Origin of the sequence: Paenibacillus sp. EPM92, assembly GCF_016586185.1 — a bacterium.
Lineage (GTDB): Bacteria > Bacillota > Bacilli > Paenibacillales > NBRC-103111 > Paenibacillus_G > Paenibacillus_G validus.
This window is the reverse complement of sequence record NZ_BCPS01000092.1, coordinates 12,941-32,698: the sequence shown is the minus strand read 5'-3', so window position 1 is coordinate 32,698 and position 19,758 is coordinate 12,941. Positions and strand designations below refer to the sequence as shown.

17 protein-coding genes are annotated in these 19,758 nt (G+C 53.9%); 14 read left to right on the top strand and 3 right to left on the bottom strand.

Annotation, left to right across the window (positions count from 1 at the left end):
• The first annotated feature begins 20 nt into the window (after positions 1 to 20).
• Together JMF85_RS23165 and JMF85_RS23160 are read left to right on the top strand one after the other, a co-directional pair.
• Positions 21 to 1,121, top strand: a complete 1,101-nt coding sequence (locus tag JMF85_RS23165) for a DUF294 nucleotidyltransferase-like domain-containing protein (RefSeq protein ID WP_201318992.1) — start codon at positions 21 to 23, stop codon at positions 1,119 to 1,121.
• Positions 1,118 to 1,852 carry an exonuclease domain-containing protein gene (locus JMF85_RS23160; protein WP_141333878.1) on the top strand — a complete coding sequence of 245 codons (735 nt, stop codon included), beginning with the start codon at positions 1,118 to 1,120 and terminating at the stop codon, positions 1,850 to 1,852. The genes JMF85_RS23165 and JMF85_RS23160 overlap by 4 nt, the downstream gene beginning before the upstream one ends.
• A gap of 42 nt (positions 1,853 to 1,894) precedes the next feature.
• Here JMF85_RS23160 and JMF85_RS23155 read toward each other — a convergent pair whose 3' ends face one another.
• Both JMF85_RS23155 and JMF85_RS23150 read right to left on the bottom strand, forming a co-directional pair.
• Positions 1,895 to 2,377: a M67 family metallopeptidase gene (locus tag JMF85_RS23155; RefSeq protein WP_127606105.1), complete on the bottom strand. Its 483-nt coding sequence runs from the start codon at positions 2,375 to 2,377 to the stop codon at positions 1,895 to 1,897.
• A 61-nt stretch (positions 2,378 to 2,438) separates the two neighbouring features.
• Positions 2,439 to 3,782 (bottom strand): MFS transporter, encoded by a 1,344-nt coding sequence (locus JMF85_RS23150; protein ID WP_127606103.1) that lies wholly within the window; start codon positions 3,780 to 3,782, stop codon positions 2,439 to 2,441.
• A gap of 186 nt (positions 3,783 to 3,968) precedes the next feature.
• Between JMF85_RS23150 and JMF85_RS23145 the strand changes: the two genes are divergently transcribed.
• Entirely contained in the window at positions 3,969 to 4,523 is a 555-nt protein-coding gene (locus JMF85_RS23145) for a TlpA family protein disulfide reductase (protein WP_127606101.1), read from the top strand.
• A 54-nt stretch (positions 4,524 to 4,577) separates the two neighbouring features.
• On the opposite strand, the gene cimA is transcribed toward JMF85_RS23145, so the two are convergent.
• The gene (cimA, locus tag JMF85_RS23140) at positions 4,578 to 6,197 is read right to left on the bottom strand and encodes a citramalate synthase (RefSeq protein WP_201318991.1); all 1,620 of its coding nucleotides are present in this window, start codon (positions 6,195 to 6,197) and stop codon (positions 4,578 to 4,580) included.
• 177 nt (positions 6,198 to 6,374) lie between these two features.
• Here cimA and JMF85_RS23135 point away from each other — a divergent pair, with 177 nt between their 5' ends.
• The 11 genes from JMF85_RS23135 (at position 6,375) to JMF85_RS23085 (ending at position 19,751) form a co-directional block, all read left to right on the top strand.
• The gene (locus JMF85_RS23135) at positions 6,375 to 7,697 is read left to right on the top strand and encodes a DNA polymerase IV (protein WP_236595962.1); all 1,323 of its coding nucleotides are present in this window, start codon (positions 6,375 to 6,377) and stop codon (positions 7,695 to 7,697) included.
• A 175-nt stretch (positions 7,698 to 7,872) separates the two neighbouring features.
• Complete coding sequence (locus JMF85_RS23130; protein WP_127606099.1) at positions 7,873 to 8,106, top strand: ferredoxin; 234 nt, start codon at positions 7,873 to 7,875, stop codon at positions 8,104 to 8,106.
• A 140-nt stretch (positions 8,107 to 8,246) separates the two neighbouring features.
• Positions 8,247 to 10,085, top strand: coding sequence for a CHASE2 domain-containing protein (locus JMF85_RS23125; protein WP_201318990.1), 1,839 nt, complete (start codon positions 8,247 to 8,249; stop codon positions 10,083 to 10,085).
• A 63-nt stretch (positions 10,086 to 10,148) separates the two neighbouring features.
• Positions 10,149 to 12,215 carry a FecR family protein gene (locus JMF85_RS23120; RefSeq protein ID WP_201318989.1) on the top strand — a complete coding sequence of 689 codons (2,067 nt, stop codon included), beginning with the start codon at positions 10,149 to 10,151 and terminating at the stop codon, positions 12,213 to 12,215.
• Between the two features lie 28 nt (positions 12,216 to 12,243).
• A complete protein-coding gene (locus JMF85_RS23115) occupies positions 12,244 to 13,836 on the top strand; it encodes a stalk domain-containing protein (protein WP_201318988.1) in 1,593 nt (530 codons plus the stop codon).
• Positions 13,837 to 13,957: 121 nt separating this feature from the next.
• On the top strand, positions 13,958 to 14,695 hold the full coding sequence (locus tag JMF85_RS23110; RefSeq protein WP_127606091.1) for an HD-GYP domain-containing protein: 738 nt from the start codon (positions 13,958 to 13,960) through the stop codon (positions 14,693 to 14,695).
• Between the two features lie 149 nt (positions 14,696 to 14,844).
• Complete coding sequence (locus JMF85_RS23105) at positions 14,845 to 16,278, top strand: L,D-transpeptidase family protein (RefSeq protein ID WP_164751752.1); 1,434 nt, start codon at positions 14,845 to 14,847, stop codon at positions 16,276 to 16,278.
• Positions 16,279 to 16,512: 234 nt separating this feature from the next.
• The gene (locus JMF85_RS23100; RefSeq protein ID WP_127606089.1) at positions 16,513 to 16,884 is read left to right on the top strand and encodes a YhjD family protein; all 372 of its coding nucleotides are present in this window, start codon (positions 16,513 to 16,515) and stop codon (positions 16,882 to 16,884) included.
• The gene (locus tag JMF85_RS23095; protein WP_127606086.1) at positions 16,881 to 18,149 is read left to right on the top strand and encodes a DNA polymerase IV; all 1,269 of its coding nucleotides are present in this window, start codon (positions 16,881 to 16,883) and stop codon (positions 18,147 to 18,149) included. The genes JMF85_RS23100 and JMF85_RS23095 overlap by 4 nt, the downstream gene beginning before the upstream one ends.
• On the top strand, positions 18,146 to 18,649 hold the full coding sequence (locus JMF85_RS23090) for a YhjD family protein (protein ID WP_155614738.1): 504 nt from the start codon (positions 18,146 to 18,148) through the stop codon (positions 18,647 to 18,649). The genes JMF85_RS23095 and JMF85_RS23090 overlap by 4 nt, the downstream gene beginning before the upstream one ends.
• A gap of 325 nt (positions 18,650 to 18,974) precedes the next feature.
• Positions 18,975 to 19,751 carry an ABC transporter permease subunit gene (locus JMF85_RS23085; RefSeq protein WP_141333797.1) on the top strand — a complete coding sequence of 259 codons (777 nt, stop codon included), beginning with the start codon at positions 18,975 to 18,977 and terminating at the stop codon, positions 19,749 to 19,751.
• Positions 19,752 to 19,758: the final 7 nt, after the last annotated feature.

The window sequence follows — 19,758 nt, the reverse complement described above, 5'->3', positions numbered from 1 at the left end:
CACGGGAAGGAGATGCAGGCATGGAGCGTCATGCGTGGGACAGCATCATCCAAGAGGTCAAAGAGGCCCGGGACTTCAGCCAGCTTAGAGCTTTACGCGATCGCGCTCACGATGTATTTCTCCTGCATCTTCCTTCGGAAGAACCGTTCGAATGGAACGGAGGGGTGAATCGGCTTCACGATACGATTATTTACCGGACGATCGAGATGACGGAGCGAATCCTCTGTGAGGAGAGGAACGAACAGGTTCCTCTTCCCTATGCTTTTTTGCTATTCGGCAGCGGCGGACGAGTAGAACAAACATTGTGGAGCGACCAGGACAACGGTCTGATTTACGCCGATCCGGGGGATGAGAAGGAAGCGGAACAAGCGAAGACGTTTTTCAGCGTGCTGTCCGAACGTATATCGGCCAATCTGGAGGCGGCGGGCTATCCGCCATGCAGCGGCGGGGTGTTGTGCACGAACGACAAGTGGCGGCAGCCGCTATCCGGTTATTTGGCGATGACGAACGAATGGTTGGCGGAGCCGAATTGGGAGAACGTCCGGTATTTGCTCATCGCTGCCGATTTGCGCACGATTTACGGCGACCGCAGCCTGGGAGAGTCGCTCATCGACTCCTTCGTTTCCTACAATCAAGCGCATCCGCTGATGTACAGGCATATGCTGCAGAATACGCTGCACCACAAAGTGTCGATCGGCATATTCGGCCAGCTCATCAAGGAGCGGTATGGTGAGGATGCCGGCGGTGTGGATGTCAAATACGGCGCCTATATCCCGATCGTCAACGGAGTCCGGCTGCTCGCGCTGGAAGCAGGCATTCGGGTTACTTCAACGGAAGGGCGGATCAGGCTGCTTCTTGCCCGAGGGCATGTGCCCGACGAAATCGGTCACGACTGGCTCGATGCGTTGGCGGCTGCGCTAAAGCTGCGCTCGATGACCCCGTTCCAGCTGGAGGAAGGCCATTATACGTCAAGAGGCAAGCTGACGGCGGATTTATTAACCAGAGAGAGAACGACCGAATTGAAATTGTGTTTGCGGATCGGAAACGAGCTGCAAAAATACGTCAAAAAGGTCGTACATTCGGAGATAGAAAATCGGAAGAAAGCGGGTGAATGCTGGTGATGGATAGGAGGCCGCCGGGAAGAATGTGGAGTTTGTACAAAATGGGCGGGCTTACGCCGGCGATCACATCGATGTTTGATATGCAAAGTGCACAGCAGATGGCTTTTATTCGGTCCATCATGAAGGAACAGCGAAAAAATTCGTTATATGAAATTCCGCTCCATACGCTGGAACTGGTCGTGTTCGATTTGGAAACGACCGGTTTTTCGCCGTATAACGGAGACGAAATCATTTCGGTCGGCGCGGTAGCCGTCAACGGCTCGGAAGTGGAAGATCAACAAACGTACTACAGCTTGGTCAATCCGAAACGCAATATTCCGGAGGAAATCGAAGAGCTGACGGGCATCACGAACAAGGAAGCGTCCGCCGCGCCCGAGCTGCTGCATGCTTTGCGCGGTTTCTTGGAGTTCGTTCAGCAGAAGGTGCTCGTTGCGCACGGCACCGGGCATGACAAGCACTTCTTGAACGCCGCTTTATGGCGCACCTCCAAGGTGAATTTGACGCACCGGCTGCTCGATACGATGATGGTCGCCAAATGGTTGAATCCGAAATTGAAAGCGTATGATCTGGATACGCTGCTGGATCATTACGGCGTTAAAGTGACGCAGCGGCATCATGCGCTGGAGGATGCGAGAATGACAGCCCGCTTGTGGTCGAGGCTGCTCGAGCAAGCGCGCGAACGAGACGTTCAGACGCTTGGCGATTTGTACATGCAGCTCAGCAGACATTAAAAAACCTTCGGAACGAAGTCGAATCCGAAGGTTTTTTTGCGCTTATGGACTGTTGTCGCCAACGCGGAAAACCAGAGGAAGGCTGACCGGTTTCTTGTCCCCGCCGCAGGTGATGGTGTAAGCTCGCACAGCCGGCGACTCCAGGTCGGATAACGATACGATCCAATAACTCGCAATACCGTTCCACAACGGGTCGAGATCGAGCGAAGATGGAACCGGCGGCGCTTTCGGGTGCGAATGAACGATGCCCAGCAATGCTCGACGTGTTCCCGCCGGGTGTTCTCCCGAGCCCCGCGTCAACGCCCGAATCAGCTGCTGCGGATGCATCCGAAACCGGTGCCCGGGGTCGGAGGCAACGTTAGCGATAGGCAGAAATTCGTCGATGATGGGCGAAACCAGGGATTCGCTTTGCGTTGAATCGCCGCCGAATAGCAAGCCGCAGGCTTCCAGCGGGTAGGCTTCCCGGCAATGGTCTATCATCTTTTGCCAAACGGCGGACGTCAGTGTAATCGATTCGGGTGGCATCGGGCGCTGTTCGCCTCATCTCATTTTTACCTTCCATTATAAGAGCAACCGCTCCGGATGGCTAGCTGCCTCCAAGCTTGGCAGGCGGTTTGATGAAGAAAAAGACGAGAACGAGCGTGATTGCGGTAAGCGATGTAACGGTAATAAATACGATTTGATGCGACTTGTCCATCATCCAGCCGAACAAGGGCGGACCGAACGCCACACCCAGGAAGCGCAGGCTGCTGTAAAGCGACGTAATCATTCCCCGCTGGTCGCGTTCGACCGAGCCCGTAATCATGGTGTTGAGGCACGGCAGAAGGAGCCCGGTTCCAATGCTGCTGAGCGTTAGAAGACTGATGAACAGATAGATGTTTTTGTTATAAAAGAGGATGCATAAGCCGAGCGAGACCGTCATGACAGCTAATCCGATCGTCATCAGCACTCGCATCAAGCTGCCGTTCTTCTTAATCATGGAGCCTGTCGTATACGACGTGATCACGAGTCCCAGCAAGGGGATGGCCAGCACAAGACCTTTCATGACGCCGTCGATATGGTACGGCGCCGCTTCTAGAATGTCCGATAAATAGAAGAGAACGCCGAACAGGACGAACAGCGCTACCGAACCGGCGACAAACGAAGTGACCAGCCAGCGGCCTTTTTTCTTCATGACCGTGCCGATCTGCCGGATATATTCGGACAGCTTCGGGGGTTCGTTCTTGCGCTCCGGTTCCTTCAGCAAAAAAACAACGGCGAGCAGGGAAAGCAGGCAAAACACCGGAAATGCGAAAAAGGCGGCATACCAAACAATTAACGCCAGCAGCGAGCCGAGTATCGGGCTGACCACTTTCCCGGTGCCGTTGGACGCTTCCGTCAAGCCTAGCGCCTTGCTTTCCGTTCCATCGTTATACAAGTCGCCCGCCAGTGCCATCGCGATCGGCGCCGTGCCGGCGGCGCCCAGGCCTTGAATCGCTCTGGCGACGATAAGCACGGTGTAGGAGTTCCAAACGGCCCCCAGACCAGCCAAAATGCCGGCTGCTCCGTAAATGATGAGCGAAGGGATAATAATCGCTTTGCGTGAGAACCGGTCCGACAAATAACCGGATATCGGGATCACAAGGCCGGCTGTGACGGAAAACAGCGTAATCACAAGGCTGCTCTGAAATTGGCTGATCCCGAGCTTCTCTTGAAGTTCCGGCAAGATCGGTACGAGCATCGAATTGCCGAGCACCAGGACGAGCGGTACCGTTGCAATGGCGATGAACTCCCAGATCAAACCTTTGGAGCCGGCGTTCGCTTGCTGCTTCGCGGTCGGCTTGGATTCGGTTTGGTCGCCGGCTTCGGATTGGCGATTCATTGTGTAGTTATCCGCTGTTATATCGCTTTCGAAGAGGATGGACAGTTTCTTCTTTTTCGTTTTTTCCATTGCTGACGGGACCTCCATATGCGCCGATAATAAGATTAATGTATCCTGCGCTCTGGAAGCCATCCTTGGAAGCAGGCTGGAACGTTTTCCATGGGATTCATTTCGCTGCAGCTGGAAATAATAGTAGGCATCCCTTGTTGGCGCGCCGGAGGAAAAGCAGGAACGCAAGATGGAGGAGAACATACGATGAAAAAAACAATAGCATTGGCGGTTGCGGCTTTGGTTTTGGCGGTTACCGCCGGCTGGCAATGGCAACGCATGGATCGCCAGACGAAGGTCGCGGCAGCGGCGGCGGCTAAACCGTCGGTTGCGGTCGATTTGCCGGTTCCTCACCATGTAATAAAAGGCTTGGACGGTAAAGAATACGTGATCGGAGGTACGCGCGACAAGCCGCTGCTGATTAATTTTTGGGCGTCTTGGTGCGGGCCTTGTCATGAGGAGGTGCCGGCGCTGAAACATGTGTACAAGCGTTACAAGGATCATTTCGATCTGTATGCGGTGAACGTTACGAAGGGTGATTCGATAAAAGATGTCAACGCGTTCGTTCAAGGACACGATCTGCCTTTTCCGGTCCTGCTCGACACGAGCGGCGAGGCGGCGAACGATTTCCGTATTTTGTTCGTCCCGACAAGCTTTCTCGTTGACAAGCATGGACGCTTGGTGGAAATCGTCCATGTGCTTGCTCCCGATGAGCTGGAGGCTAAAATTAAGAAGCTTATTGACGCTTCGCCGGCTTCCTGAACGTAAAAAAGCTGCAGCCTGCGCATCGGAGCGCGGACTGCAGCTTCACTCGTTCTAGTGGTTGACAAGGCCTAAGCGTTCTTTAGACTCTGCTTGCTTGCTCGCGGCTCTTGTTTGGTTCAGCAAGGCATAACGGATGCTGTCGACAAGCGCTTGCCAGCTGGCTTCGATAATGTTCTCGGAGACGCCGACCGTGCTCCACGTATTCTGGAAGTCGGACGATTCGATCAGTACGCGAACCTTCGCGGCCGTTGCGTCTTTCTCGTCAAGCACACGCACCTTATAGTCGGACAAATGCATGTTCTGGAGGCCGGGGTAGTACTGCAGCAAGCATTTGCGCAGGGCGTTGTCGAGCGCATTAACCGGGCCGTTGCCTTCGGCCGCGTTATAACAGGTTTCGCCGTGGACTCTCACTTTCACGATCGCTTCGGTTAATACCGGCTGGTTCATCGTTTTGGCGACCATAATTTTGAACGATTCGAGCGAGAATACTTCCTCCAGCTTGCCGTATGCGTTGCGAATGAGCAGCTCCAGCGTAGCGTCTGCACCTTCGAATTGGTAGCCTTGATGCTCCATTTCTTTGATCTGCTCGATCAACTGCTTGGTTTGCTGGTTGTTCGTATCGAAATCAAGACCCATTTCCTGCGCTTTGAATACGAGATTGCTTTGACCGGCCAGCTCGGAGACGAGGACACGCTGTTTGTTGCCGACAAGCTCGGGCTTGATATGCTCGTATGTGCTGGAGTTGCGCAGGATGGCCGAGACGTGAATGCCGCCCTTGTGAGCGAAAGCGGCCGCTCCTACATACGGCTGGTTCACCGGCATATGCATATTTGCGATTTCGCTGACGTATCTGGCGACGCCGGTTAAGCTGGCCAGCTGTTCTTCGCTGATAACGCTGTAGTTCAGCTTTAATTGAAGATTCGGAATAATGGACACGAGGTTGGCGTTGCCGCAGCGTTCGCCGTACCCGTTAATGGTGCCCTGCACTTGCGTAGCGCCGGCCATGACAGCCGCGAGGCTGTTGGCGACGCCGAGCTCACAGTCGTTATGGGCGTGGATACCGACCGGCGTCGCGACCGATTGACGGACGACCTTCACGATATCCGTAATTTCGTGCGGCAGCGTGCCGCCGTTCGTATCGCACAGCACGATCCAATCCGCGCCTGCTTCCTCCGCTTTGCGGATGGTAGCCAAGGCGTAGTCGGGGTTGCTTTTGTAACCGTCGAAGAAGTGCTCGGCGTCGTAGATAACCTCGAGCCCGTTCTGCTTCAAGTAACGGACGGAATCGAAAATCATCGCCAGGTTTTCTTCCAAGGTCGTTTGGATCGCCGTATGAACCTGGAAATCCCACGACTTCCCGAAGATGGTGGCAACCGAAACCCCGACTTCGATAATTCGGTTCAGGTTCGGATCTTGATCCGCGAGCGTTTCTTTGCGGCGCGTGCTGCCGAAGGCGGTCACCTTGGCGTGCTTGAGCTTCAAATCTTTGACGCGAATGAAAAACTCGATGTCTTTGTTGTTGCTTCCCGGCCAGCCGCCTTCAATATAAGTAACTCCCAATGCGTCGAGCCTCTGGGCGATTTTCAGCTTGTCTTCCACGGAAAGGCTGACGCCTTCTCCTTGCGTTCCGTCGCGGAGCGTAGTATCGAAAATTTTAACGGTGCCTGTCATGGGAATCCTCCTGTTTCGTGAAAGCCTATCGATGGCAAAGTATAATTCATAATTATAGCACATTGTTTCTTGTTAGGGATATTATAGAATATAAAATCATGCCGTCAGGGCGGCAGTTGACCGACGCCGCGAGCCGATTTATGCTAGAGATAGCGAAGTGAGGAGGTGACCCGGGCGATGTCGGACGGAACCCAGGAGACGCGGATGCCGGCGAACGGTTATCCGCTGAACGGCAGAGTGATTCTGCATATCGATATGAACGCGTTTTATTGCTCCGTGCATGAAGCCGTCGAGCCGGAGAAGTACGGCGGCAAGGCGCTGGCTGTGGCGGGAAGCGTGGAGCTGCGCAAAGGCATCATCGTGACGTGTTCGTACGTCGCCCGGGCCCGCGGCGTGAAGACCGGAATGCTCGTTCGCGAGGCGTTGAAGTTATGCCCGAATTTGATTTTGATCCGACCCGATTTCGATTTATACCGCCAGTTCTCCCGCCGCTTTATGAAAATCGCTTATGACTATTCGCCGCTCGTGGAAACGATGTCGATTGATGAATGTTACGTTGATATTACCGGCTCGAAGTCGTTCGGCACGCCCCTGCACATTGCGCAAACGATACAGAGCCGCATTCGCGAGGAGCTTGGTTTGCCTTGCTCCATCGGCGTCGCCCCGAATAAGCTGCTGGCCAAAATGGCTTCCGATATGAAGAAGCCAAATGGCATCTCCGTGCTGCGGAAGCGGGACGTCCCCGGGGTGCTATGGCCGCATCCGTGCGCCTTGCTGTTCGGGATCGGGAAGAAGACCGCGGATAAGCTGAAACGGCTGCAAATTCATACGCTGGGTCAGCTGGCGCATGCCGATGAGAGGCTGCTGACGAACCACTTCGGGGTGATGGGCGCCTGGCTGAAACGGGCGGCGAACGGCGAGGACGACGCCCCCGTCAACCCGGAGCGCGAACAGAGCAAATCGATCGGCCATACGACGACGCTGCCAGTGAACTATACGCAGCGTGCTGATCTTCACCGCGTTTTTCTGAATTTGGCGGATCAAGTGGGGCGCAGACTGCGCAAGCAGGAGCTGCTCGCGCACACCGTGCAGGTGACGATTCGCGATCCGGATATGAAGACGATTACGAGAGCGGCTAAGCTTACGGAGCCGTCGGAGAGCGCCGACGACTTTTACCGGATGGCGTGCAAGCTGTTCGATGCTTATTGGAAGGAAGGGGAGCCGGTGCGCCTGGTCGGCCTTACGCTGCAAAATTTGACCTCGCGGCAGGAATCCGCCGTGCAGCTCGATTTATTCAGCTATCAGAAGCAGCCGGTGAAAGAAAAGCTCAACCGGACGCTCGACAAGCTGCGCGACAAGTATGGGGAAAGCGCGGTGTTGACGGCCGGGATGCTGGGCGACGATCCGTCGACGCTGATCCGTAACGCCAAAGTGCGCGGCACGTCGCTGCAGATGGATCACTTGCGGCTCAAGGGGCTCGAGGTGGAAGACGATTCCTGAACCATTTGCGTTCGTTTTGTTTTAAGGTTGGGCCGTTCGGGTTAATATAACGTATAGAGAGGCTACCGTTCTCGTTCCGTGAACGATTTGTTTCATACTTTCTATTTGAACTTTCTTGTTTTTTATAATATTATATTTTAGGATAAGGTTACACAATCAAGGGAGGAACTTAGACATGGCAAAATATACTTGGGTTGAAAAAGACACCTGTATCGCGTGCGGCGCATGCGGCGCCACGGCACCTGATATTTACGATTACGATGATGAGGGCCTTGCTGAAGTTATTTTCGAAGGCGACGGCAACAAAGGCGTTACGGAAATTCCGGAAGACCTGTACGATGATCTGCAAGACGCGCAAGACGGTTGCCCGACCGACTCTATTAAAGTGGCGGATACGCCTTTTAACTAATCGATTCGACCTGCAACTTAAAGCCTATTCCCGGCCATCGGGGGTAGGCTTTTTTTCATATGTTTTTACAATTCCTTGATTCTTTAAATGTTTTTGTATGTTAAAATATAGTGGCGTATACTGATCGCTGGGGGCTATTCATGAAGAAGAAGGAAATGAGCAAGTCAACCGTCCTTTTTATTGGCAATGCTATCATCATATTGTTAGGTATCGTCATACTGGCGTCCGGTTGGTTGAAGGTGCTGTCGAATGAGATATATATGTGGAATTTGAAAGGTACGATGTCCCAGCAGCCGCATGAGGATATCGTCGTCATCGGCATCGACGAGCAGTCGATTAAGGAAGTGGGACCTTATCCGTGGGACCGGAAGGTTTACGCGCAGCTGATTCAAAAGTTGGAACAGGGCGGGGCTAAAGTCATTGCCTTCGATATCGAGCTGTACACCGAAAGCGACAAGCCGGAGAGCGACCAGGCGCTTGCCGAGGAGCTGGCCAAGCATAAGAACATTATTCTTCCTTCGCACGCGCTGGTGGAAGGCGAATTCAACCGCAGCACGACGGTCAGGGCCGGCGAATGGATGGAGGCCCGCGGGGTGCAGCAGCCGATTCCGATATTTAAAGACTTCGTGCACCGGGCGCACATCAACGCAACGTTCGACACTGACGGCGTCGTCCGCTCGAACTGGCTGCAAATCCATACGCCCGAAGGCCTATTTCCGTCGATGGGCTTGGCGATGGCCCAACTGGCGGGCGCCAATGTGGATCGCTACTTGAATTTGCCGATGCTGAAAGACCGTCCGAAATCGGAGATGCTGATTCGATGGGACGCCAAGGAGTTTGACTTTGAAACGATTCCTTTCAATAACGTGCTGCAAGGCAAAGTGCCTCCGGCGACATTCAAGGACCGGCTTATTCTGGTCGGTTATGTGGCGCCGGGCTCGGATGAAGGCATTACCCCGATCGAGAACCATATGCACATGGTTTACGCGCATGCGAACATCTTGAACCAAATTTTGAAAGATCAAGTCATTGCGCGGGTGAACGGGCTGCTGGAGCTGGCGCTTGCCGTCGTCGTGGCGCTGTTCGCCGTCATCGCGACCTGGCGGCTCCGGGCGACTTCGGGAGCGCTTCTCCTGCTCGGCCTCATGATTGCGCTCCTTGCGGGCCAATATTTCCTGTTCTCCTCCTCGCTGCAATATATGGATGTCGTAGGCGCGCTGGCGTGCGGATTGCTTGCCTACCTCGGGAATATCTCCATGAAGACGTACTTCGAGACGAAGCAGAAAAACTACATAACGAAACAATTCGGCCGTTATATCTCCCCCGATCTGGTTAAAGAAATAGCTACGAGCGAGCAAGAAATCAAGCTCGGCGGCATCAGTAAAGAGCTGACCGTGCTGTTCCTGGACGTCCGGGGATTCACTCCGCTATCCGAGAGGCTCGAGCCGGAGGAGGTCGTCGATTTCCTCAACATGATGTTCAACCTGATTACCGAACGGGCGCTGGCCAACCACGGCACGATCGACAAATTTATCGGCGACGCAGCGATGATTCTGTACAACGCTCCGCTTGACGTTCCGGACCATCCGTACTACGCGGTGAAGACGGCATTCGAGATCCAGAAGGGCATGGAGAAGGTTCGCGCCGACGTGCTGGAGAAGTATGGCGTAACGATTGCGGTAGGGATCGGCATCAACACGGGGAAAATGGTCGTCGGCAACATCGGCTCCTACCTGCGGGTCGACTACACGGCGATCGGCGATAACGTCAATACGGCGGCGCGGATCGAATCGAACACGCAGCCGAATCAAGTGCTTGTTTCCGAAGCGACGTATGAGCTGACGAAGGCGTACTTCGAATACAACTTTGCCGGCGAGAAGCTGATGAAAGGGAAGAGCGTGCCGCTGAAGCTGTACGAGGTGTTAGGTATACGGGGAGCTCCGGCGTCAGCTGCGGAAAGGAAAACCGGCGTATCCTAGACGAGAATGGGTTCGATTTCGATTTCGATGGTTCTTATACATCGTAAAGAGAGGAGTTTTGCAGTGAGACACGAAACTGAAGCACATCAACGGAAAGGCCGGAGGACGGTGTCTTGGGCCGTAACGGGGACGATGGTTTTGTCGCTGCTGTCTTCGGCATTCGCCGAACCGGCTTCCGCCAAGTCCGTACGTTCCGCCGTCGTTGTTGAAGTGAGCGGCGACGTCACCTACACGAAATCGGGCGGATCCCGTTCCAATACGGTTTATCAAGACTTGACGCTGAATCAGGGGGATACGATCTCCACCGGTCCCGGAGCGTCGGCCGTGCTGCGGATCGTCGACCGGAACGATGAGCTGACGATCGGGGAGAACGCCGAGGTGTACATCTCCGAGCTGATGGAAGACGGGGGCGCGAAGAAATCGAAGGTGAAAGCCTGGGCCGGCTCCATGTGGTCGAAAGTGAAATCGCTCGTCAGCTCGGAAGACGAGTTCGAGGTGGAGACGCCGACGGCGGTCATGGGTGTACGCGGAACGCAGTTCTTCATATATACCAATCCGTTAACGGGTAGAACGACCATGCTGGTTGCCGCGGGGGTCGTCAGGGCGACGACCGTAACTTCCGGTACTTCAGGGCCCGGCGAATCCAGTTTACAGCTTACAAATACCGCAGCGGTGTATCCGGCCCAGCAGATCAATCTGGACACGCGAACGCAAGCGCCTGATTTGCGTACGAGGGTTGAATATGCGGATATGAATCAAATCGTAAACCAGGCTTCGCCCAAGGTAATGGAAGCTTTCGTGAAAAACATTCCCGACATCCAGCGGGAGCTCGATGAGATGAAACAAAAATTGCAGCAGCAGTTCGAGCAAGGCTTGCAGAAGCCGGATGAGTTTGCGATCCTCAAATTTCTGTCGGAGGACGATTTGGCGAAAGTGATGAACAACTTCGATGCCGCTATCCCGAACCTGGTGAAAGCTGCCATCGATGAGAAGAAAATTGATCAGAAGATGGTGGATCAGGCGAATCAAAACATCGAAGACCCGCTCAAAAAGATTGATTTGAACAAGATCCCGTTGCTGGACAAGAACGCGGGGATCGACCCGGAGGTCGAGAAGGCGAAGCGGGAGCAGCCCCCTGCGCCGCCGAAAACCGGTGAAGACAATCTGCTTCAGGCCAACAAGGATAAGCTGAGCTCTCTGCTGAATCGGCTGGAAGAAGACAAGAAGCGGATCAAGGAAGCGAACGATGCAGCGAAGGCGGCGGCTAATAAACAAGCCGAGGATGCGCTGTTAAGCCGTATGACGGATGAGGCCAGAAAAAATTTCGAACAAACGCAACAGAACAATCCGAATCCGGCGCCAACCCCCGCGCCAGCTCCATCTAATTCTAGCGGGGATTCCGGGAATACGCCTCCGGGCGCTCCCGTCGTGAAGAGCGCCCCCCGGAAGGCGTTGAAAAACCAAAGCGTAACCGTCGTGCTTACCGCAGAGGCCGGTTCGAAAATTAAGCTGAACAACGAAACGAAAGACGTTGTGAACGGAGAAGCTGCGTTTACGGTTACCGTACCAAGCACCCTTGGGGTTTACCGGCTGCATGCGGTTACGATCAATTCTGCCGGAACAAGCGCAGACAAAGAGATTGCGATCGAAGTGGTTGAACCGAAAGTGACCCTGAGCCAGGTCGGCGTCAAGGAAAACAATCAAATCATGCTGAAGCTGGAGATGGAGAACTTCCTGGAAGCTCTTCCGTTCTATGCGGTTCAGGCGCATATCGCTTACAACAAGGCCGATTTGAACTACGAGGCTCCGGGCGCAGGCTTGCCTAGTGATGACGGAACGATATTCGACGGGGCAAACTCGGCGGAAACGTTAACGCAAGAGGTCGGAACGACGGAGAAGCAGCTGATTTTCGCCGGCACCCGTTATGAGACGCCCGGCTCCAGCCCGGTGCCGCCAATCAACTTGAAGGGCGAAACGGCAACGCTGCTCTTCGCGCCGTTAACCGTAACGACGTCGGCTGCTTCGACACAAGTCAAGCTGATGTATGTAAAGGTCCTTGACAAAGACGGCCGCACCGTATACGAATTGCCGGTCAGCGCGGCAGCATCGGCCGCTGTGACGTTAAATTAAAGCTTCAGCGGCCAGAAAGGAGCACCTCATGAATAAAGCCATGAAAATCATCGCCTTGTCCATCCTCGCATCCGTTATCGCCGGAGGTACCGGAGCGTCTGCAGCGGGCTTGTACGCGGACGGTCTCCGGGGAGCGGATCATCAACTATTGCTCCAAGTGACGACATACGCCGGAACGGGGGATATGGGCAACGTCAACGGCAGGACGAATGCGGCGCAATTCCGGCTTCCGGCAGGTATTGCCGTCAAGCCGGACGGAGCGGTTCTTTTCAGCGATTCGCGCAATCATCAAATTCGCAAAATCTACAGCGGGCTGGTTACCCCGTACGCCGGCATTTATTACGAAATGGACGCTAAAGGGTTCCCGATCGGCGGGCGATTGGACGGCGCAAGCGACTTGTCGCTGTTCTCCGGCCCGCAGGGAATCGCGACCGACGCGCAAGGCAATGTATACGTCGCGGATACCGGCAATCACTCGATCCGCAAAATCGATCCGTCCGGCAACGTCAGCACGATTGCCGGGGACGGCGTTCTGGGCAAGGAAGACGGGCCGGGATCCAAGGCGCGTTTCAACAGTCCGCTGGATGTCGCCGTCGCGGCTGACGGTACCGTTTATGTAGCCGATACGCTGAATCATGCGATTCGCAGCATTTCGCCAAGCGGTCAAGTGACGACGTTAAATGCGGCATCCGGACGGGCGGTCGAGGTTTCTCCAGGGCAAGCGGCGCCGGCGGGAGATTTCGCCGACGGAGCTTTGGCTCAGGCCAAGTTTAACGAGCCGAGCGGGCTGGCTTTGGATGGCAAGGGCAACCTGTACGTCAGCGACGCGGGCAATCAGCGTATCCGTTATATCGATCTGCAGCAAGGCACCGTCACAACGGCAGCCGGCAGCGGCAAAGCGGAAGCGCTCAAGGATCTGTATGTCCCGGGCGGCTTTGCCGACGGGGAGGCGTTGAACGCGGCGTTTAACTTCCCGCTGGGCTTGTCGGTTACGGAAGAAGGCGGCGTGGTCATCGCCGACAGCCAAAACCATTCGATCCGTTATTTGCTCGACGGTCAAGTATCGACGCTTGCCGGCGCGCCGGATCAAACGACGGGCGAGGCCGACGGCATCGAAGGCTATGCGCAGCTGCATCGTCCGACGGACGTCGCCGTGCTGGAAGACGGCAGTCTGCTTGTTTCGGACGCTTACAACAATAAAATTCGTCAAATCCGTCCTTTCCGGCTTCCCGCCAACCTGCCGGACGATACGAACGTGAAGGTCGTTCTCGATGACAAGTGGATCGAGTTTGATGCGCTGCCCGAAATCGGGAACGGACGGACGATGGTTCCTGTTCGGGCGATCACGGAAGCGCTCGGTTACAACGTAACGTTCGACGATGCGGCGAGAGCCGTCCAGCTGAGTAAAGACGGCGTAACGATTGAGCTTTACATCGACCGCACCGGCGTGAAACGAATCGAGCAGGGCCAAGCGGGCGTCGAGAAAAGCACGGATGCCGCCCCTTATATCAAACAAGACCGCACTTATGTGCCGGTTCGTTTCTTCGCCGAAGAAATTGGCTTGGATGTTGAATGGGATTCTAAGACACGCACCGCCATCTTGCGGACAACTGGCAAATAATTGCCGCTGAACGGAACAAGGCTTATTCTGTAGAGAGAGCGACTTTACTTTCTTCACAGAATAGGTCTTTTCGATTAAGATTACATGTACATTCAGACGTCAAAGAACAGAGGTGAACGGCTTGCCGGACGAACGAGAGCGGTTGCTGAAGCGTATCGAACAATTGGAAAAAAGAAACCGTGACTTGGAGCTGCTGCTGGAATCGGCATCCGAATTAAATCGCGGCGGTGCGGAACCGGACCATCCGTTCTCGATGAATTTGATTCATTCGCTCGTATTGGCGCTGGATTCACGCGATCCTTATACGGCCGGGCATTCGTCCCGCGTTGCGTTGTACTCGTTGTGGATCGCACGGAAGCTTGGAATATCCGAGGAAGAATGCAAGCATTTCCACCGCGCCGCGTTGATGCACGACATCGGCAAGATCGGCGTACCCGATCGTATTCTGCTGAAAGCGGAAAGCTTGAACGACGAGGAGTTTCAGGAGATGATCGCGCATACGACGATCGGCGCCCGCATCTTGTCCAAGATGGAGCCGGAAGAACGTATGCTTCAGGCGACTCAGGTTGCCAAATATCATCATGAGAAGATGAACGGCTCGGGGTACCCCGACGGCTTGCGCGGGGATCAAATTCCGTTCTTCGCGCGAATCGTCGCCGTGGCCGACGCTTTCGACGCGATGACGACGGACCGTCCTTACGCGCGAGGGCGCAGCTACGAGGAAGGCATGTCGGAAATTATACGCTGCAAGGGGACCCATTTCGACCCCGAGATCGTCGATGCCTTTGAGGCGGTCATGCGAGAGAAGCTTCGCACGGGAACGGTACTGCGTTCATCGTCAAGCCTCGAGGAGAGGTAAGAGGGAGCGCTTCATGAATAAGGCAAGAAGAAGCTGAAACCGCTGCAGAGCGGTTTTTGGCGCTGCTTCCGCGGCTCCCCTTCACCTTCACAATTAAAAGCCGCCGGCCGATATTATAGGGGAGAAGGGTGGAAAGCGAGGGGGAGTTCGTGAGAACGAAAGATTCCGACGAACAACTGCAGCAGTTTTTTAAACAGGATCCGCAATATTTGAAAAAATACGTCCGGGAGCATCCCGATAATAAAATGGCCTGGTACTTGCTCGGCCGGGAGTATGAGGAGCAAGGCAAGCAGGGCAAGGCGCTGTACTGCTATGCGCAAGCCGGCGAGGTGTACGAGGCCTATGAAGAGCAGAAGGTCGTGCTGCCCGCGGAGGAGGCGGCTTCGCCCGGGCCGTCGAAGCCGCCTCGGGCGTCTCGCCGCTGGGGGATTCGGTTCATGCGTCTCGCCGTAGCGATGCTTGCGCTCGGAGCTGCGCTGCTCTCGGCGCCCGGCCTGCAGACGCGAACGGTGGAGGAGCTGGCGCAGCCTGCGGCCGTCGTCCCTGCGGACGTCACGCCGGCGCAAATTCAGGCGACCCGGGTGTACTATTTGGCCGGGACCAAAACGCCGGAGACGATCGGCCAAGCGCTGCAGCACATGCTGCTGCTCGAACGGGTGAGAAGCTTCGGCATCCTGGTGCGCGGCATCCCGCTCAGCGATTCGACCTGGATCGAATGGCTGCGAAAGCCGGAGACGCTCTTGTCGGTGGAGGCGGAGTCTGACGCTTCGCGGCAGCAAATTTTGTACCACGACGCGGAAAGCTGTCAATGCGAGCCGAGCGACGCTCAGCGGGCGGACGGCGTCGTAGCGGCATGGATGTCTCATCAGGAGCAGCAGGCCGTGCTTCGCTCGGCGGTGGCAGCCTACATCCGGCGCACCGGACAAGCGCCTACGGAAGCTTCGCAATTGACGGCGTCGTATCCGGACAACGTGCTGCCCGGGTTGACGCCTTATATGTCGGAGCTGTTCGCACGCGACTCGGCGGCTATAGCGCAAGAGATGCAGGGCTGGAACGAGCGCTCAGCCGCGCAGGCGGGCGGATCTTCGCAAGGTCAGACGCCACCCGGTGAGCTTCCCGAGGGATTGATTCAACCGCTCGCCGAGCCGCTTGAAATTAAGATAGACAAAACGGCTCACCGGCTGGCGGTCGTGAGCGGCAGCATTGTCGTGCGCGAATACCCGGTCGGTCTCGGCGGTTCGCGGACGCCGGAAGGGAGCTTCGTTATTTCGGAGAAGGTGCGCAATCCGAACGGCCAATCAGACGGCGATTTCGGCAGCCGAGGGATGACGCTGTCCGATACGTTATACGCGATTCACGGGACGAACAAGCCGAAGAGCATCGGCAAGGATCAGTCGCTCGGCTGCGTCCGGATGCGCCAGACAGACGTGGAGGAGCTGTTCGACATGGCGCCGCTCGGTACGAAGGTGACGATCGGCCGCGGCTTGCTGCCTGCCGCCACGTCCGTCAGCGCGACCCCGTTGAAGCTGCCCGCTCAAGCCGACGATACGAACCCGAACAAGGTGTATAAATGGCTCGATTAGACGACGTTCCCCTCGCTTTTGGCGTTCCGTTCAACGATGATGGCGTGATCGTAAATTTGAGCCGCAGAGATGGAGTACGAAAATATTGCAAAGGACAGGTGCCTGCCGGTAACCTGTTTTTTTTTGCATGGCTGAGGGAAGAATCGATTTCCAAAAAATTCACTTGCATAAAGAACAAGTGTTCGGTGTATAATGTGAAACGAGAATATATGTTCGCATGATGGTGGTGGATGTATGAGTGTTAATCCAAGTATTGAAACCGAAGAAGATATTCAAATCATCAAGGACTACACCTTGCTGCCCATTTTGCTGGATATGTTAGCCAGAGATATGGATACGTTAAAAATGTATCAGGACAAAATTGTTTTCCGTCATGTCATTTTTTATCTTAGGGAAGTTGAAGATTCCATTTATTCAAAATTGCAGAGCATTAAAAGTAAGATGATTCAACAAAATATTAAAGTTTTGAGTACAGAAATGAATGCGCAGGGTATTCAGGTAGAATACAAAGTCCGCGGCTACGTTCATCATTTCAACATGCTGAGGAGTTTGATAAAGGCTGAGCTCATGACCATGCTTATGAACTTACGGAGGCAGATAAGATGAGCGAGAACAGCGAAAGGACTATTTTTCTAGCGGATTGCCAGAGCTTTTACGCCAGCGTAGAGAAGGCGGATCATCCTGAATGTAAAAATAAACCCGTTGCTGTTGCCGGTGATCCGGCACGCCGCTCAGGTATTATTCTGGCTGCCTGTCCCATCGCGAAAAGCTTCGGGGTGACTACGGCGGAACGGTTGGGCGAAGCCCTTATCAAGTGTCCGGAGCTCGTTGTCATGCGTCCCCGGATGCAGCATTACATTGATGTCTCACTGATGATTACGAAGATTTATGAGGAGTTTACGGATCTTGTTGAGATATTCAGTATTGATGAGCAGTTTTTGGATGTTTCTGCAAGCTTGCCTATCTTTGGAGATCCTGAAACGATCGCTAAATCTATTCAGCAAAAGGTTCTTAGTCAAACCGGAGTATGGGTTAGAGTAGGCATCAGTTCTAATAAAATACTTGCTAAAATCGCGACGGATATATGGGCAAAGAAGAATGAAAGTGGCATCTTTACCTTGTCAAAAACAGAAGTCGAGACTTTGCTATGGCCACAACCCGTAAATAAGATGTTCGGTGTCGGTTCACGTATGACGGCACATTTTGCTCGTCTTGGAATGCACACCATCGGCGATATTGCCAGAACGCCGCTGCCGCGTCTTAAAGATAAATTTCGTGCTCGCTTTGGCAAGCAATCGGATATTCATGCAGAGGTGATGTGGCGGACGGCGAACGGTCTGGATGATAGCCCGGTTACACCCGGAACATTCAACACGCCGCCAAAATCAGTCGGCCATATGATGACTTTACCTAGAGACTATGTGGAGACGTGGGAAGTGAACACCATTTTACTGGAGCTCACAGAGGAGGTATGCCGCGACTGCCGTCGTAAAGGATATATGGGCTCTGTAGTCACGGTCAGCTGCATGTGCAGTCCCTACGAAGCACCGACCGGATTCTCGCGCCAAATGAAGATGCAGGACCCTACTAACCACACCAATACCGTATTTGAAACCGTAAAAATGCTTTTTTATAAATTCTGGAATAAAATGCCCGTGCGTCGTGTCGGTGTGACATTAAGCCAGTTAATGGACGATCAGGATTACCAGCTTACCCTCTTTGAGGATCAGGTAAAGTCCAGAGCCTTGGAGAAAGCTACGGATAGTATAAAAAATCGATATGGCAGCGCCGCAATCGTAAGAGCTTCATCGCTTACCGCTGCCGGGCAAGCGGCGGATAGGTCGATGAAAATCGGAGGGCATTATAAATGAGCAAAAAGCTTGAAAAGAACGGGCTGTGGGAATCCAGCCGGATGATGCTTCCGCAACATAAAGAGGCATTTCAGAACAGACTCAACGATAAATCAGTTCAACATAGTCGTCCGACAACGGAAGAAATCAACATGATGAGAGATTATGTGTTATTGCCCATCATGCATTCGATTATTATAAGAAAGGCTCGGGAAGTGGAACGCTCCTCCGAAACCTTGAGATTGCTCTATTCTAAAGCGGCTCAGGTTCTGGCCCAAAACATTCATGTAGACTTGTCGAAAGTAAAAAAATACTTGTTGGAAAAAAACATCCGTGTGTTTGAAGAGGAAAAAGATGATCGGATGATTCGCTACCGATATATCTGCCGTGAGCATGAAGATAGTTTTACAATCACCAGAGACTACATGCGTGCTGAAATAAGTGTGAGGATTGGACGATACGCCGACAGTCTTGTAACAAACATGTATAGCGCGGGAAGACCGGATGAGCAACAAATATAAACCATGCAGAAGCCCGACGGAAACATTTCTTCCTGCGGGCTTCATGTATTGAAATCCAGTTGGAGCCGGTTGTTATCATTTTGATAAAATGAAAGCAGCGTATTGACGATCCTTGGAATGAGGTGCTATAGTAAATCAACAACATTAATCCGAGTAAATATATATGAATTGTTTACAAATAGGATGGTATGGCCAGTCTACCCGGCAAAGAGGAGACTTCCACCTTTTTCATTTTTGAAGAAGGTAGGGGGTCTCTTTTGTTTTTGTTTCATCATTCGAATCATCCGTCAACCAACTCCACTTCACAAAAAGAGAGGGATTCCCCATGTCCAAACGAAAATTCGCAACATTCTGGCAGCCTTGGGTTTTGCCTGTACTGATGCTGGCAGCTTGGCAGGCGTTCGGCGCTGCAGGCGTTTTATCTCAACGCATACTGCCAACGCCTCTGGAAGTCGTGCAAGCGCTTGTCGAGGTGGTCAAGGACGGCACGCTGCTGGAATATGTAGGTGCCAGCACGCAGAGGGCGTTCTTAGGCTTTCTGATCGGAGGAAGCGTTGCTTTCTTCATTGGATTATTAAACGGCATTTTCCCTGTAGCCGAACGGTTTATTGATACTTCGGTCCAGATGCTGCGCACGATTCCTCATCTGGCGCTTATTCCCTTGGTTATTATGTGGTTCGGTATTGGCGAAACGTCCAAATTGTTTCTGGTAGCTCTCGGGGTGGCATTTCCGATTTATCTGAATACATTTCATGGCATACGCTCGGTAGATCCGGGACTCATCGAGATGGGACGGGTTTACGGGTTAAACGGAGTTTCCTTATTCACCCAAGTGATATTGCCCGGTGCGCTATCCAATATTTTGCTCGGTGTCCGGTTCTCGCTAGGCATCATGTGGATCACGCTGATTGTCGCGGAGACGATTGCTGCCGATTCCGGGATCGGCTATATGGCTTCCCACGCCAGGGAGTATATGCGAATGGACGTCGTCGTGCTGTGCGTGATCTTGTACGCGCTGCTCGGCAAGTTATCCGATCTTGCGGCGAAATTCCTCGAGCGGCGGTGGCTTCAATGGCATCATAACTACGTGAAAAAAGCGTGAAGGGTAG